Source organism: Burkholderia sp. MSHR3999, from assembly GCF_000833595.1.
In the GTDB taxonomy this organism is placed as follows: Bacteria; Pseudomonadota; Gammaproteobacteria; order Burkholderiales; family Burkholderiaceae; genus Burkholderia; species Burkholderia ubonensis.
The window spans coordinates 190,706-205,466 of sequence record NZ_JRFO01000004.1 but is presented as its reverse complement, the minus strand read 5'-3'; the positions used below and the strand labels follow the sequence as shown (position 1 = coordinate 205,466).

Genomic DNA, 14,761 nt, shown 5'->3' with positions numbered 1-14,761 from the left:
TCCGTTACACGCCGGCATCGGGCTCGAGTCCCGGTAACGTCATCGCAGAGTCAGCGTGAAGCCTTATACATCGCGCAGGGGTGGGGGTAGGAGAGCAGCCGCGCGGCCGATCCTTGCTCGATGAACTGCACTGGCGGCTTGCGCTGCCCGGACGGGGAAGCGTGTCGACGCACAATGGAAGCTCTTCTGCCGCGGCAGTTGCCGTTCATTCGAGATCCGGAACCGGTGGCGGGAAAATCGGACACGACGCATGCACCGGCACCGATCTGGGTCAATTTCGAGAATCCGGCGGCGTGTGCCGGAAGTATCCGACATCCGACGGCCCTGACGTCAAGCCTTGTTCGAATCCGTATGCGTCGTTTCCTTCGCGTTGACGTCCACGGTGTCCGGATGCGTGAGCGGGTGCTGTGTGTCGGACGGCGGCGCCGTGTCCCCGTCGTGCATGCCTTCCTTGAATCCCTTCACCGCGCCGCCGAGGTCGTTGCCGATGTTGCGCAGCTTTTTCGTGCCGAACACCAGTGCGACGATCAGCAGCACGATCATCCAGTGCCAAAGACTCAACCCGCCCATGATGCACCCCTTCTAGATGTCGCCGCGCGCGGCGAGAATATGAGCTTGCGGACGCTTGTCGATACAGGCGAGCGTCTGTCTCGCGACGCCCCTGTCGGACGATGAGACGCCCCTGTCGGACGATGACTTTGGCGCCGAGGCCGAGACGCTTCAATTTCGAAAGGCACCTGAAAACACGATGCTACACAAAACGCGGGCGCCCGAGCAATTCGTTGAGCTATCGCATTCGCCTCGCACCCCGCATGCCGTGTGGCCCAGGCGCGCGTTCCCGGTGCTCGCTGTCACAGTCAACCCCTCGTCAGGCCCTTTTGAAAATTCGCTCCGCAGATGTGGGCAATATGTCGACGTCTACTCGATGCAATGGGGCGGCTTCATCCAATATGAGCATCTATGCCATTGTGCCAAGCGATGGAGAATGTGGCGTAAATGTCAGCCATTTTGGCGCAAACAGCGCGATAAAAATCGATCAGACGGAATTGGCACCATATGGCACAGTATGCGCGAGACGCAATCCGATCGCACTCGTCCGATTGTGCAGGGGTGCAGCGCTTGTCAGACGGAATCGAATGCCTATACTTCGGATGATTAAGCGAGATCCGGCTTGTCAAGCGAAGTCGCGACGCTCTTGCTGCCGCAGTGCAGTCGCTGGTCGGGTAGTGCGGTGATCCTGGCGATGGGGAAATCGGGCGATGTGATGGTCGTTGATGGCGTTAAAGATACTCCGCTGCTGTACTAAATGAAAGATAATGTCCGCCATAACTTGATTGGCGGAATAATCTCGTGCAGCCACGATTCGGGGTGAGTCACGATGAAAGTCAAGCCCGTTTCCACGAGCGGGATAATACCGGTGATTGGCTTCTGCACCGGTCTTGTGGCGCTGATGGCTGGCGTGCCCCATGCCTGGAGTGGTCATGGCTCGACGCAGCGCGGTTTCCAGATGAAGCGGGCGGTAATTGCGCGCGCTGCGCATGCCGGTTTGTGTCCCTTGATTGCTGCCCAAGTGAAAGGGAATTTCGCTAGCGAACGCATACAGGCCCGAGCTGCCATTTGCGTCAGCGAGAAGGTTGCCCAGGACCCTGTGTCGGGTAGGCGGGTCGACCTCGGACTTTCTTCCGATCTTCCAATCATGTTCGCCGTGGCGGATCATCGGCCTTTGTCGGAACCGAGATTGACGGTCCCTCCTATCTATGGCCTGAACCTATGTGCTCAAGCTTATCGGCCTGAGTTGCGATACCCACATCGGAATCCTGATCACCTTGTCATGTTCTGTCGTCGCGACCGGGCAAACGCCACCGGCGGTCAGGCTGCTACGCCCATCGCGTAAATGAAATGCAATGACGATTGTGTGAGATGGACCAAAGGCGGGCGAATGAAGATATCAACCAGACTCGCGCTGGCGGGATCGCTGGCGACAGGCGTCGTGGCGATCCTCTTCACCGTGCTGGTCGTGACAAACCAGCGCGTGAATAAGAACATCGAGAACAATGAGGTGGCGGGCAATATCCTCGATGCGGCAACGGCGCTCCGGTATCTCACGCTCGAGTATGCACAAGGCCGCGACGTACACACTCTGGCGCAATGGCAGGCCCGCAATGCATCGATGTCGGGATTGCTTTCGGGTGCTGCTGGATTCGCCAGCAAGGAGGAACGGACCACGCTGGATCAGCTTCGGCGTGCGCATCGTAACGCGGAAGCGTTGTTTGCAGAACTGGTCAACGATCGTCAGCTGACGGGTTTGGAAAGCCGACTGGACGCGGCGAGGCCGGAACTGGAGGCGAGACTCACCGGACAGATCATGAACCAGACGCAAGACATGATTTCCAATGCCCATGCGATGTTCGACCGCGGCCGGCGCGGTGTGCTCGATGCGCAGCAACGTGCGATCTTCGCGGTCTCGCTGTTCGGTGCCGTCGTCTTGCTGACGCTCGTGATGTCGTTGATCCTGACGCTGCGCAGTATGATCCGGCCGCTGGCCAGGCTGCGCGCGGGCGCAATGGTCATGGGTGCGGGTAACCTCGACCACAGGCTTGCCGTCACCTCGCGCGACGAAATCGGGGACCTCTGCCGGGCGTTCAACGAGATGGGGGAGGCGCTCGGCGCAAGCATGGTTTCGCGAGACGAACTCGAGCGCGCGAAGGAAAGGCTGCAGCGGGAGATCAGTGAGCGCAAGCGGGCCGAGGAGCACTTCCGTCAGGTCGTCGAAGCCGCGCCGAACGCGATGATCATGGTGAATGGCGACGGCCGGATCGTACTCGTGAATTCCCAGACGGAAAAGGTTTTCGGTTACGCCCGCAAGGAGCTGATCGGGCAAGGCATCGACGTGCTCGTGCCGGAGCGATTTCGGCCACACCATCCGGACTATCGCAGCACATTCCTTCGGGATCCCCGAAGCCGACCGATGGGCGCGGGGCGCCATCTCTACGGTGTGCGCCAGGATGGCAGTGAAGTGGCACTGGAAATTGGGCTCAACCCCGTCGAGACCGCCAATGGCGTATTCGTGCTTGCCGCCATCGTGGACATCACCGAGCGCAAGCAGGCCGAGGACAAGTTGCGCGAGCGGACCGAGGAACTGGCCCGCTCGAACCGCGATCTGGAACAGTTTGCGTATGTCGCTTCGCATGATCTGCAGGAGCCGCTACGGGCGATTGCGGGGCCGTTGCAGCTACTGCAACGGCGATACCGTGGACGGCTTGACGCGCGGGCCGACGAATTCATCGAGCACGCAGTCGATGGTGCCAGCAGGATGCAGGCGCTGATTGAGGATTTGCTTGCGTTTTCCCGTGTGGGGCGATCCAGCGAGCCCTGGCAACTGACAGAGTGCAGGGAGGCGCTGGACAAAGCGCTCGCGAACCTAGCCGTCGCGATCCAGGAAAGCGGCGCGCAGATAACCGATGACGGGCTGCCCGCGGTCCGCGCGATATCCGGCCAGATCTCGGTGCTGTTTCAGAACCTCGTCGGAAACGCGATCAAGTTCCGCAGCAGGGATCGCACGATGCAGATCCACGTGGGGGCGACGATCCACGACGATGCGTGGGTGTTTCACGTGACGGACAACGGGATCGGGATCGAGTCACGGTTTTTTGACCATATCTTCCTGATTTTTCAGCGCTTGCATACACGTCGTGACTATCCCGGTACCGGCATCGGCCTCGCGCTGTGCAAACGCATCGTCGAACATCACGGCGGCCGCATCTGGGTCGAATCAGAGCCGGGCGCCGGCACCACGTTCTTCTTTACGCTGCCGCGACGGGATGGCCGTGATTTGAAATAACCATGCCACCGGTAGGAGGTCAATCATGCTTGTCGATGCAAGTGGCGATCTGGTCGAAATTCTGCTGGTCGAGGACAGTCCGACCGATGTCATGATGACTCGAGAGGCGCTCGAGTCCTACAAGGTGCTGAACCCGCTTCGGGTGGTGGAGGATGGCGTCGAGGCCATGGCATTTCTCAGGCGCGACGGGCAATACGCATCGGTGCGCCGGCCGGGCCTGATCCTTCTTGATCTCAACCTGCCGAGAAAGAGCGGCCGGGAAGTGCTCCAGGAGCTCAAGGGTGACCCGGCGCTGATGACCATCCCGGTCGTCATCCTGACGACATCGAAGTCGGAAGAGGACGTGGTGCGATCCTACGGTTTCCACGCGAACTGCTACATCACGAAGCCGGTGGATTTCACGAAGTTCTCTGACGTGGTGCGCACCATCAACGACTACTGGTTTGGCGTGGTCACATTGCCGCCGTCGGAAAGATGAACGCCTTGCGTCCGGCATTGCAGGTCCTTCTCGTCGAGGACAGTGCGAGCGACGCCTTGTTTATCGAAGAGGCACTCGCAGATGTGCAGGACTTCGAAGCCTGCCCGACCCGCGCCGAGTGGTTGTCCCACGCCATCGAACATGCGCAGACGGCGCCCTGCGATGTCGTGCTGCTCGATCTCGGCCTGCCGGACTCGCAGGGGCCCGACACGTTTCGCCGCTTTCATAGGCAGGTTCCGAGTGTCCCCGTGCTCGTGCTAACCGGTCTCGACGATATCTTGATCGGGCTGCAGGCGATACAGGAAGGGGCGCAGGACTATTTGCTCAAGCGCGATATCGAGGTGTCGCTGCTCGGCCGTGCAATCCGCTATGCGATTGAACGGCACCGTGTGGCCGCCGAACTCGTGGCCAGCAAGGAGCGTTTCCAGCTGGCGGTGAACGGTGCGTCGGCAGGGCTGTGGGACTGGGATCTGGGAACCGATTTGGTCTATTTCTCTCCGCATTTCAAGGAGATCATGGACTACCACGACGACGAACCTGCTGACGAGAATCACGCGCTCCTCGATGCGATTCACCCCGATGACATCGAGCGCGTCAGGGCGGCGCTGGCGGCGCACCTCGAGCAGCGGTCGCCTTACGACGTCGAGTACCGGGTGAACTTTCGGTCGGGTACCTCCCGCTGGATTGAATCCCGTGGACAGGCGTTGTGGAACGGCGCGGGCCAGCCGTACCGGATGGTGGGCTGGATTATGGACGTCACGGACCGAAAACGCGATGAGGAGGCGCTGCGGATTTCGCGCGAGGAGCTGCGCCGTCTGTCGGCCCACATTCAGCACGTGCGCGAGGAAGAAAAGGCGCGGATCGCACGTGAGCTGCATGACGACCTTGGTCAACAGTTGACGGCGCTGAAGATGGGTCTGGCCGAGATCGAGATTAGGCTGAAGGGACAGGCTGCGGCGACACAGACGGTGCGCGACCGCTTAAGCGACATGAGCCGGCTGATCGATATGACGGTGGCGTCGGTGCGCCGGATAGCGGCGGATCTGCGGCCGGTGATGCTGGACGATCTCGGGCTGATGCCCGCGATCGACTGGCTGGTCAATGACTTCACGGATCGCTACGGAATCGATGTCGAGCGCCGCATCGATCCGGGCGACACGACCTTCACGGGGATTGGCGCGACGACGCTGTTCCGCATCGTCCAAGAAGCGCTTACCAATGTTGCGAGACACGCGAACGCTACGGCTGTCGTCCTGACGCTATGCATCGAAGGTGGCTGCTGTATGCTGCGCGTGGCCGATAACGGGCGTGGCGGCAGAATCGTGGATGGCGGCGGCAGTGATCGACAGGACCAGTCGTTCGGCCTGGTCGGCATTCGCGAGCGCGCACACATGATCGGCGGTTCGGTGACGATCGACACTGCCGATGGCAAAGGCTTTTCGATAACGGTAACGTTTCCGCTGCATGCGGTACAACAGCAAGAGGTACTGCCATGATCCACGTACTGATCGCAGACGACCATACACTGGTTCGCGAAGGATTGCGTCACATTCTGCAGAATGCGAACGATTTCGAGGTCGCTGGCGAAGCCTCGGACTGGATAACAGCAATCTCGTTGATCCACTCGACAGACGCGCAGGTGCTGATGCTCGACTTGTCGATGCCGGGGGGCAACGGTATCGAGCTGATCCGGCAGATCAAGGACGAAAAGCCAAGTCTGCGCATTCTCGTGCTGACGATGCATGCTGAGCAGCAGTATGCGGTACGCGCGTTCAAGGCCGGCGCATCAGGCTACCTCACCAAGGAAAGCGCCAGCACCGAGCTGGTGTCCGCAGTGACGAAGGTCGCAGGGGGGGGCGTCTACGTGAGCATCGAGATGGCCGAGCGCCTTGCGCAGAACCTGAACGAGCCGGCCAACATCCCGCCGCACCAGCGGTTGTCCGACCGCGAATTCGACGTTTTCCGCCGCCTCGCAGCGGGTCAGAGCATTTCCGAGGTTGCTCGCGAGCTGTGCGTCAGCGCAAAAACGGTCAGCACGTACAAGACGCGGATTCTCGAGAAAATGCAGATGCCGCACGAAGCCGCGCTTGTCCGCTATGCGACACGCCACGGGCTGTTCGACGAAAACGACATCGTCTAGACGACACGACCCGGCTGCATTGGAACGAGAGAAGGCATGGTGACCACACAACCCATCAACCGCGATGAGGATGCAGCGCCGATGCTCGCCGCCCGGTATGTCGTGATGCGCTCGTCGGGTGTCGGCTTGCATTGCCGTCGATGGACGCGGAACGGGGCGCCAGGATGGTCGACATTACCTGCATGGCCACCACCCCACCCACGATACGCGGTATCACCAACGTTGCAGGCCCGATTGTTCCGGTCATCGACGTGCGCCGGCACTTCGGGCTAGCTGCCGGGAAGTCTCCGCGAGCGACCATTTGCTCATCACGCGAACGTCGACACAGTGATTTCTTTGTTTTTTTGACAGCATGCCAGAAGTAAGCTTGTCGCAAAAGTGCTCGGACATTTGCATTCGTAGCAGCGCAAAGGTCCGCTGTCTTGAGCGGAGCTGAGCCGACGCTCGAACGTCCGTGCGAAAGCGTGGCCCATTGGCCGCTTCTGGCCGGTCATGGGTTCGATGTCAGCAAAATTCCCGTGACGTCGTCGGCAGCGCCCCAAGCAGCTCAGCCCGGTCGACGAGCTTGCTCGCGATCAGGTGCCGCACCGTGACGAGTCCGCACGCGCGCGAGCTGTCCTTTGCGCAGCGTCGCCAGCTGCTCGGCCGTCTGCATGCGGTCCATCTTGAGGCAATCGCGCAGCAGCGCCAGAGGATGCCGGCCGAGCGTAAAGCCCATCGCCCGTTCTCGGACGCCGGGCTCGCGGCGGCTCGTAGCGAGCGGGGTGCGCGACGGCGCCGCTGCGCGACCTGGCAGCGACGAGGCGTAGACACGCCTCAAGGACGCGCCGCCGGGAATGCGGCGCGAGCTGATCCAGGCCCTGTTGCGCCGGCATGCCGCCGCGGTGCTGCGAGTGCCGGAAGCCGCGCTGACGCCCGCGACGACCTTTCGGCAGGCCGGGCTGGATTCGCTGACTGGCCTCGAGCTGCGCAACGAACGAATCGTGGGCGAAGTGGGCTTGCCGCTGTCGTCCGCGGTGCTGTGGCGTCATCCGAAGGTCGGAGCGCTCGCTGAGATCTTGACACAGCAGCTCGGCTCGGACCGTCCGGCCGACGCGCCGCCGGCGCAGCCCGTTGCCGCGCCCCTGTCGGCGATGGACGCGTGCGGGTGGTTTCTCGTGCCGCGACCGTCGCGCGCGCGCCGCGCCTGCGGATCTTCTGCATCCCGTTCCTGGGCGGCCTGGGCTCAGTGTTTTCCGGCTGGGTCCGGCACCAGCCCGAAGAGATCGAGTTGCAGGCGCTGCAGTTGCCGGGGCGGCCACCGCGCCACGCCGAAGCGGCGCATTCCCTCTATCCGGAGCTGGTCGACGCGCTGCGCGATGCGCTGCTGCCGCGCCTCGACGCGCCATACGCGATAAGATTGGTATTCCACGCTATTTGACAATCCTTCTGTCCGACATAAGCTTACGCTACGTCCTTCTTCGTGCCTGAGAATGGACGCCTCTGCGACCCGGCACAGTCGCTCGGCTGTGACCGGGTTTTTTTGGGGGGCCGTCGCACGAAGCCTTAGAGAGTTTGAGTGCGATTGCGCAACCTGAGGCTCGACTTTAAGGATGTCAGAAGGAAGAGTTGCTCGATCGCAAGTCACTTCAGGCGTTGGGCTGCTGGACCAGTTATGGTGACCTGCGGCGGAATTCTGTGACCAATCAGGCAGTGAGTCTCGCGTCGATATTATCGGAATCCAGCCAGGCTCGACGGACCGTGGCCGGAGGTTGATAGCGATGGCGCTGTGGGGCCTGCGCTCGTTGTAGAACTACCGCCAGCGTTCGATGAGCACCTTGGCCTCGGCGCGGCTGCGGAACCATTCGCGGTTCAGCAATTCGTCTCGCAGCTTGCTGTTGAAGCTTTCGACGAACCCGTTTTGCCACGGACTGCCTGGGGCGATGAAGGCCGGGCCGATTGCAGCGTCGCGCAGCCAGCGTATGACCTTGGCCGCGGTGAATTCGGCGCCGTTGTCCGACCGTATGAACGCGGGCTTGCCGTATAGCCACATGAGTCGCGACAGCGTCAGGATCACATCCTGCGAACGCAGGCTGGCACCCACCTCGATCGCCAGGCACTCGCGGGTGTCTTCATCGATCACGCATAGCATCTTCAACGCTCGGCCATCCACCAGTTGGTCGTGCACGAAGTCGTAGCTCCAGACCGAATTGGGCTGCGTGGCGCCTGGCAGGCGTATGTCGGTGCCGCAACGACGTCGGCGAGGACGTCGCCGCGCAATGTTGAGCTGCAAGGCTCGCCACATTCGTCGCACGCGCGACTCGCTCAACGCCAGCCAGGCCGACATCCGGCGATAGCCGAAGCGCGGCACCTCTTGCGCGGCTGCAATCAGCCTCTAGCCCAGACTCCGATCCTTCTCCGGTTGCTTGAGCGTATAGGTCTCCACTCGGCGGCTCAGCCCCAGGTAGCGACATGCCTTGCGTTGCGAGAGCCCCTGCCGAGTCAGGACTTCCGGCGCCTTGCGCCGGCCCGTCGGGGCGATCATTTTTTTCGGCTGAACTCCTTCAGACCGTCGATTACTAGCATCTGCTCGGCGATCAGGCGCTTAAGCCGATCGTTCTCCGATTCCAGTTCCTTGAGCCGACGTGCGTCCGCCACATCCATGCCGCCGAACTTGTTGCGCCAACGATAGAACGTCTGTTCCGAAATGCTGTTCCGCTTGCATAGATCCTTCACCGGCTCATCCCGGCTCTCGGCCTCGCGCAAGATGCGGATGATCTGCTCGCCGGTAAATCGCTTCTTCATCGAGTTCTCCTTGTCTCTAGGATAAAAGAGAACTCACTTGCCGGATGGCTACAAGAGACATCTCAGGTCAGAAGGTATTGCGTACCTAACGAACAAACGTGGCCTGATGGTTATCGCAGAAGGCGTCGAAGAGGTCGCGCAATGCAACGCGCTGACGGAAGTTGGAATCAGGTTCGCACAAGGCTTCTTGTTTCAGCGACCAGCGAACATCTTGGAATTCGAGCGCATGTACCGTGCCGCACGCGTTCGGATGCAGACACCGGCACGTGCTGTGACGTAGACTACATCGGCGCTGGGGCAGCCGCATGACGTAATCGCGCGGCCGACCCGTGCTCACGATCACTCGGATTCGGTCGGGAACCATTCATGCTTTTTACCTTTGATCCAAGACGGCCCGCGGCCCCTCCAAGTCGCCCCGCCTTGGGGGCGCGATATTTCGGTGGCGGCGCAGCTTTACGAGTCCGGCTGCGCGGAGAAGTCTGGCGATCGAAAGTGTCTTCGACCGTCAGCCCGTAGTCTTGAACTGTTGCGCACACCTACCCAATGACGGGCTGCGTGCGTATTCCACGCAAACCGAACGCTCATTCCACGCTTAAGCGAACGCTGCGGACGTGGCGACGCGGGCCTGAGCGTTTTTACTCCGACACCTCCTTGCTGGTCAAACCATTTCGGCGCTTGCGCATCGATTCGCCGGCGAGCGTGAGGCGATGGGCGTTGTGAACGAGTCGGTCGAGGATCGCGTCGGCGAGCGTCGGGTCGCCAATGGCGGCATGCCAGTTCTCGATGGGGATCTGACTGGTGACGATCGTCGAGTGGGAGCCGTGCCGGTCGTCGAGCACCTCGAGCAGATCGCGCCGCGCCTGATCGGACATCGGCGCCATCGCGAGATCGTCGAGCACCAGGACCTCGGTTCGAGCCCACTGCGCGAGCAGCCGGGCATAGCGGCCGGCGCCGTGCGCGATCGCCATCTCCTCACTGAACTTCGGCATGCGCAGATAGCCAGCCGAGTAGCCCTGCCGGCAGGCCTGGTTCACCAGAGCGCACGCCAACCAGCTCTTGCCGAGCCCGGTCGGCGCGACCAGGATCACATTCTGCCGCTCCCGAATCCACTCGCCGGTCAGCAGCCGGGCGAGCAGCGTCCGGTCCAGGCCGCGCGACGAACGGTAGTCGATGTCTTCCGGCACGGCGTCGGGGAAGCGCAGCTTGGCGCGGCGCAGCCGCGCCGTGAGCAGGCGCGAATCGCGCTCGCTGGCCTCGCGCTCGACGAGCAGCCCGAGACGCTCCTCGAAGTCGAGCTGATCGATGCTGGCCTGCGATTGCTGCTCGGCCAGCGCCGCTGCCATGCCGAACAGGCGCAGCGCATGGAGCTTCTCGACGGTCGGATGATGCAACATGATGACGATCTCCAGTCAGTGGTAGTAGGACGGTCCGCGCACGTTCGCGTGCACGAGCGGCAACTCGGCCTGGGCCGCGGCCGTCTCGGCCTTGCTTTCCAGACCGTTCTTCAGCGTCGACGCAATGAAGCGGTAGTTCGACGCTTTCAGATCGATGGCGCGGCTGCAGGCGGCCTCCAGCCGCGTGGCCCCGTAGTCCTTGCCCAGCCGCAGCACACCCAGGCAGGCGCGGTAGGCTTGCTCCGGGTGTTGGCGGCCACTGAGCAGGTGCTCGACGACGGCGGCGGTGTGCGGACCGATACTGGCTGCCCATTTGAGCAGGCGTTGCGGGTTCCACTCGGTGGTGGCCGCCCGGTGATTCGGCGGCATGTGCGCGGCGATCGTGCTGTGATGGCCGCGCCGCTCACTGCGGGCATGCGCGGCAATGCGCTGGCCGCGATGGAAGATCTCGACGCTGGTCCTGGTGTAGCGCACGTCGACCTGTTCGCGCGCGTAGCGGTACGGCACGGAGTAGAAGTGCTCGACGACTTCGACGTGGTAGTCGATCCCGACGCGCGCGAGCTTCCACTGGGCGAACTGATACGGCCGCTCGGGCAGCGGCCGCAACGCCGGGCGATCGAGTTCCTCGAAGGCACTGCGGCGACAGCCGGGCAGCTTCTTGAACGGCTTGTTGTTCAAACCGACGAGCAGTGTGGCGATCGCGCGGTTCGCTTCATCGAGGCTGAACAGGCGCTGGTGGCGTAGCCGCGCCAGAATCCAGCGCTGAACGAGCAGCACCGATTGCTCGACCTTCGCCTTGTCCCGCGGGCGCCGGCTGCGTGCCGGGATGATCGCTACGCCGTAATACGCGGCCATCTCGCCGTAAGTGCGATTCAGAATCGGATCGTAGAAGTCGGGCTTGTGCACGCCGGACTTCAGGTTGTCCGGCACGACAATCTCCACGCAGCCGCCAAGGAACGTGAAGGCCCGGACGTGCGAGCCGATCCAGTCCTCGAGCTGCTGGCTCCACGTCGCTTCCGCGTACGTGTAGTTCGATGCGCCGAGCGTTGCGACGAACAGCTCGGCTTCGCGGATCTCGCCGGTGTGCGGATCAACGATGCCGAGCTTGTTGCCCGAGTAATCGACGAACAGCTTCTCGCCGGGCGCATGGGTCTGACGCAGCGTCACCGGCAGAGTCGCCGCCCAACGCTCGTAATGCTCGCAGAACCAGCTGTAGCCGTAGCCATCGGCCTCCTGGGCCTTGTACTCGTTCCACAACAGATCGAGCGTGACCCCCTTCTTGCCCAACTCGCGATGCACCGTCGGCCACTCGGGCTTCGGGCGCTCGCGGTTCGACGGCGGCGCCGGCGGGAACAGCAGTGCCTCGAGCGCCGCGTCGTCCATCGCCGTCGCCCGTTCGTAGCTCACTTGCGCCCGTCTGGCCCGATCCAGGTACTCCCAGACCGTCGCCTTGGACGCGCCAATCGTGCGCGCGATTTCGCTTTGGCTACGCTCGCAGACAAACCGCAGGCGCAGCACCTCTTTGATCTGACGCATGGATAACCTTGTTCTCGGCATTCGTGGCACCCTGGACCAAATCGTCCAGCGTGCCATGGTTATCCCGCATCGCCGCCGTCCTTCCTACCGTTCGCTTACGCGTGGAAAGTGCGTTCGGTTTGCCGTGGAATCAGCGTTCGGTTTGCCGTGGAAACTGCGTTCGGCTTGCTCTGGAATCCGCGTTCGCTTTGGCCTGGAATACGCATCCAAGTAAAACAGCGTATGCGGTCGGTCGTACCGATCAATGCAGGCGGCCCAATCGAGGCGTTCGACGAACGTGTTCGCGAGCCGCGGATGGGCCGCCGATAGTTCCTCCTCGATACGTAGCAGGTTTGGACCCGGCGGCGTTGTCGTCGCCGTCCCAAACGTCTGCCCTTCCAGCTTCGCCCCAAAGCAACTTTTCTGCAGGTAGTAGAACCGGGCCGCTCGCTGGATGTCGGTGAGGGTTTCCGGGACCGTTTGCTTCAGCCACTCGAACACCTGCCGGCTCGTGAGCGCCCATTTGAACTGCCGCACGAACTCCTCCAGGTGGTGCTGCACGACCCGGTACAGGTTGACCAGATCGCCGTTGACGTCGTTGATCACCTCGACCTTCGCCTGCGGACGCAGGAAGTACAGCGCCGCTCTACCCGCGAACACTTCGACGTAGCAGTCGTGAGCCGGAAAGCGCGGGATGAGATGGTCAGTGAGGCGGCGTTTACCGCCGATCCACGGAATAATCGGATTTGCCATTGTGAAAACCGTTCTTAAACGTGGCGTAGAATCCGGCCCGCCTACCGGTAGTTAGCAGGGCCTTGGCTGATTCACTGACGCATTCAGTGGAAAAGCGGCCGGGATGATGCTGCATCATCACGTCGGCCGCCCCGTTTCATCCTGCGCGTTACGCGCCTTCAAGATTGAAGTCCGATTCCAACCATACCTGCCAAATTTTGCAGGCTGCGTAATTTGCTGGATGAACTATCTTTTATATGGGGCTGCTATCTCCAGCACAGCGCTCCACGTCATCATTCGCGCGACGTGGGCCTGCCCCCGGCGGAAGCGTCATTCCGACGCGACATTGGCGATATGTTCCGTATAGCTTTCAGAGAGTCATCGTGCGCGAAACTTAACCTTCTGGAGAACGACAATGAGCACCACGATTACCAATGCCGGTTACGGCGTCTGGAACAACACGATTGACGTCACGGCTCAGGTTCGACGGGAGTATGCAAACGGCACGCGCGTGTTTCTCGCTGGCAATCAATATGGCGACCCGTCCCCTGGAGACCGTAAGTATCTCTACATCTTCTGGACGATCAACAACGGGCCGGCGCAATCGGGCGTGACAGGGGAGAATGACAATCGGGGTATCAGGATCGAATAACGCGCCGGACCTGTCCGGCATTTTGTGGGCGAGGCATATCATGAGGGTTAAAAGTCGTGGATATGCCGATGAAGAAGAAAAGACGAACGGTAGCCTCGCAGGCAGCGGCCCGAGGGCCGCTGCCTGAACTGCCCAAGGAACTTCTGGACCAACTGGTCAAGGGGCCGATGTTGCCCACCGAGGTACAGGATCTGATGCTGGCGTTCAACAAAGCGATCATCGAACGCGCGATGGGCGCCGAGATGAATCTGCATCTGGGCTACCCACCGGTTAAGCTAACGAGCGCAACGGCGTCAGCGGCAAGACGGTCATCACCGATCGTGGCCCGGTCCGGGTCGAAGTCCCCCGTGATCGCGACGGCAGCTTCGAGCCGATCCTGATTCCCAAGCACGAGCGCCGCTTCACCGGCTCCGACGAACGCATCGTCGCGATGTACGCGCGCGGAATGAGCGTGCGCGAGATTCAAGGCTTTCTGGCCGAGAGAGCTACGGCACCGAGGTCTCGCCCGACTTTATCAGTTCGGTTACCGACGAGGAAATGGCCGACGCGCCGACCTGGCAGAGTCGCCCGCTCGAGGCGATGTATCCGGTGGTGTTCTTCGACGCGCTGCGGGTCAAGATCCGTGACGACGGAGCGGTCAGCAACAAAGCCGGCGTATAGTATATCTGGCACTGGTCATCCAGGCCGACGGTCAGCGCAACGTGCTGGGTCTCTGGATCGAGCAGACCGAGGGCGCCAGGTTCTGGCTGAAGGTGTTCAACGAACTCAAGACGCGCGGCTGCCAGGACATCCTGATCGCGGCGGTTGACGGCCTGAAGGGGCTGACCGAGGCCATCGGCGCCGCCTATCCAGAACCGCAGTCCAGATCTGCATCGTGCACCTGATTCGCAACAGTCTTGACTATGCCGGCTGGAAGGATCGCAAGACCGTGGCGCAGGCGCTGCGCCCGATCTACGCGGCGGCTGTCAGCTTGGGGGTGCGGACACGACCAACGCCATCGAAAGCCTGAACATGCAGTTGTGCAAGATCATCAACACCCGCGGCCACTTCCCGAATGACGAGGCTGCCATTAAGCTGCTCTGGCTGGAGTTGCGCAACGTCTCGGCCAAAACGGTACGCGCCACCTTCGACTGGAAGTCCGCGATGAACCAGTTTGCTGTCCTGTTCGGCGAGCGATTCACGCAAACGCGCGGCTAACGAGTCGTTCAACCGCCTCGTGTAGAGC

General features: G+C 61.8%; 13 protein-coding genes and 4 pseudogenes. 10 read left to right on the top strand and 7 right to left on the bottom strand.

All coding sequences use genetic code 11. From position 1 onward, the window contains the following. Window positions 1-330: 330 nt before the first annotated feature. The gene (gene tatA / locus KY49_RS13620) at window positions 331-570 is read right to left on the bottom strand and encodes a Sec-independent protein translocase subunit TatA (RefSeq protein ID WP_042585167.1); all 240 of its coding nucleotides are present in this window, start codon (window positions 568-570) and stop codon (window positions 331-333) included. 604 nt (window positions 571-1,174) lie between these two features. Then, the gene (locus KY49_RS37230; protein ID WP_139253513.1) at window positions 1,175-1,717 is read right to left on the bottom strand and encodes a hypothetical protein; all 543 of its coding nucleotides are present in this window, start codon (window positions 1,715-1,717) and stop codon (window positions 1,175-1,177) included. Window positions 1,718-1,894: 177 nt separating this feature from the next. On the opposite strand from KY49_RS37230, the gene KY49_RS35570 reads away from it, so the two are divergent. The 5 genes from KY49_RS35570 to KY49_RS39250 all read left to right on the top strand — a co-directional run bounded on the left by KY49_RS35570 (window position 1,895) and on the right by KY49_RS39250 (window position 6,824). Then, window positions 1,895-3,841: a sensor histidine kinase gene (locus KY49_RS35570; RefSeq protein ID WP_080402687.1), complete on the top strand. Its 1,947-nt coding sequence runs from the start codon at window positions 1,895-1,897 to the stop codon at window positions 3,839-3,841. Window positions 3,842-3,866: 25 nt separating this feature from the next. After that, the gene (locus KY49_RS13610; RefSeq protein WP_042585166.1) at window positions 3,867-4,319 is read left to right on the top strand and encodes a response regulator; all 453 of its coding nucleotides are present in this window, start codon (window positions 3,867-3,869) and stop codon (window positions 4,317-4,319) included. Then, window positions 4,316-5,815, top strand: a complete 1,500-nt coding sequence (locus KY49_RS13605) for a hybrid sensor histidine kinase/response regulator (protein WP_042585165.1) — start codon at window positions 4,316-4,318, stop codon at window positions 5,813-5,815. Before KY49_RS13610 ends, KY49_RS13605 begins: the two co-directional genes overlap by 4 nt. Beyond that, entirely contained in the window at window positions 5,812-6,459 is a 648-nt protein-coding gene (locus tag KY49_RS13600; RefSeq protein WP_042585164.1) for a response regulator, read from the top strand. Before KY49_RS13605 ends, KY49_RS13600 begins: the two co-directional genes overlap by 4 nt. Before the next feature lie 131 nt (window positions 6,460-6,590). After that, window positions 6,591-6,824 carry a chemotaxis protein CheW gene (locus KY49_RS39250; protein WP_415869112.1) on the top strand — a complete coding sequence of 78 codons (234 nt, stop codon included), beginning with the start codon at window positions 6,591-6,593 and terminating at the stop codon, window positions 6,822-6,824. Window positions 6,825-7,006: 182 nt separating this feature from the next. Here KY49_RS39250 and KY49_RS35560 read toward each other — a convergent pair whose 3' ends face one another. Continuing rightward, window positions 7,007-7,177, bottom strand: a complete 171-nt coding sequence (locus KY49_RS35560) for a hypothetical protein (protein ID WP_231636402.1) — start codon at window positions 7,175-7,177, stop codon at window positions 7,007-7,009. A 118-nt stretch (window positions 7,178-7,295) separates the two neighbouring features. Between KY49_RS35560 and KY49_RS38525 the strand changes: the two are divergent. Both KY49_RS38525 and KY49_RS38520 read left to right on the top strand, forming a co-directional pair. Further along, window positions 7,296-7,457: pseudogene (locus KY49_RS38525) on the top strand (acyl carrier protein); the annotation flags it as partial. Window positions 7,458-7,606: 149 nt separating this feature from the next. Continuing rightward, window positions 7,607-7,879, top strand: a complete 273-nt coding sequence (locus KY49_RS38520) for a thioesterase II family protein (protein WP_042585163.1) — start codon at window positions 7,607-7,609, stop codon at window positions 7,877-7,879. A 265-nt stretch (window positions 7,880-8,144) separates the two neighbouring features. Here KY49_RS38520 and KY49_RS35550 read toward each other — a convergent pair. Then, a pseudogene (locus KY49_RS35550) lies at window positions 8,145-9,243 on the bottom strand (IS3 family transposase). Between the two features lie 37 nt (window positions 9,244-9,280). Between KY49_RS35550 and KY49_RS35545 the strand changes: the two are divergent. Continuing rightward, window positions 9,281-9,523 carry an EAL domain-containing protein gene (locus KY49_RS35545; RefSeq protein ID WP_080402685.1) on the top strand — a complete coding sequence of 81 codons (243 nt, stop codon included), beginning with the start codon at window positions 9,281-9,283 and terminating at the stop codon, window positions 9,521-9,523. 355 nt (window positions 9,524-9,878) lie between these two features. On the opposite strand, the gene istB is transcribed toward KY49_RS35545, so the two are convergent. The 3 genes and pseudogenes from istB to KY49_RS13570 all read right to left on the bottom strand — a co-directional run. Further along, window positions 9,879-10,637, bottom strand: coding sequence for an IS21-like element helper ATPase IstB (gene istB, locus KY49_RS13580; protein WP_042585161.1), 759 nt, complete (start codon window positions 10,635-10,637; stop codon window positions 9,879-9,881). Window positions 10,638-10,652: 15 nt separating this feature from the next. Then, window positions 10,653-12,194, bottom strand: a complete 1,542-nt coding sequence (gene istA, locus KY49_RS13575) for an IS21 family transposase (protein ID WP_042585160.1) — start codon at window positions 12,192-12,194, stop codon at window positions 10,653-10,655. Window positions 12,195-12,377: 183 nt separating this feature from the next. After that, window positions 12,378-12,905, bottom strand: a pseudogene (locus KY49_RS13570) (DNA adenine methylase); the annotation flags it as partial. Between the two features lie 394 nt (window positions 12,906-13,299). Between KY49_RS13570 and KY49_RS13565 the strand changes: the two are divergent. Together KY49_RS13565 and KY49_RS13560 are read left to right on the top strand one after the other, a co-directional pair. Further along, on the top strand, window positions 13,300-13,536 hold the full coding sequence (locus KY49_RS13565; protein WP_042585159.1) for a hypothetical protein: 237 nt from the start codon (window positions 13,300-13,302) through the stop codon (window positions 13,534-13,536). Between the two features lie 62 nt (window positions 13,537-13,598). Then, a pseudogene (locus KY49_RS13560) lies at window positions 13,599-14,733 on the top strand (IS256 family transposase). Window positions 14,734-14,761 lie beyond the last annotated feature (28 nt).

Bases quoted from the DNA above. Each gene is read 5' to 3' on its own strand.
- KY49_RS35560 (WP_231636402.1), bottom strand. From the start codon at position 7,177: ATGGGCTTTACGCTCGGCCGGCATCCTCTGGCGCTGCTGCGCGATTGC.
- KY49_RS13605 (WP_042585165.1), top strand. From the start codon at position 4,316: ATGAACGCCTTGCGTCCGGCATTGCAGGTCCTTCTCGTCGAGGACAGT.
- KY49_RS35570 (WP_080402687.1), top strand. From the start codon at position 1,895: ATGAAATGCAATGACGATTGTGTGAGATGGACCAAAGGCGGGCGAATG.
- KY49_RS13610 (WP_042585166.1), top strand. From the start codon at position 3,867: ATGCTTGTCGATGCAAGTGGCGATCTGGTCGAAATTCTGCTGGTCGAG.
- tatA (WP_042585167.1), bottom strand. From the start codon at position 570: ATGGGCGGGTTGAGTCTTTGGCACTGGATGATCGTGCTGCTGATCGTC.
- KY49_RS13600 (WP_042585164.1), top strand. From the start codon at position 5,812: ATGATCCACGTACTGATCGCAGACGACCATACACTGGTTCGCGAAGGA.
- KY49_RS13565 (WP_042585159.1), top strand. From the start codon at position 13,300: ATGAGCACCACGATTACCAATGCCGGTTACGGCGTCTGGAACAACACG.
- istB (WP_042585161.1), bottom strand. From the start codon at position 10,637: ATGTTGCATCATCCGACCGTCGAGAAGCTCCATGCGCTGCGCCTGTTC.
- KY49_RS37230 (WP_139253513.1), bottom strand. From the start codon at position 1,717: ATGATCCGCCACGGCGAACATGATTGGAAGATCGGAAGAAAGTCCGAG.
- istA (WP_042585160.1), bottom strand. From the start codon at position 12,194: ATGCCGAGAACAAGGTTATCCATGCGTCAGATCAAAGAGGTGCTGCGC.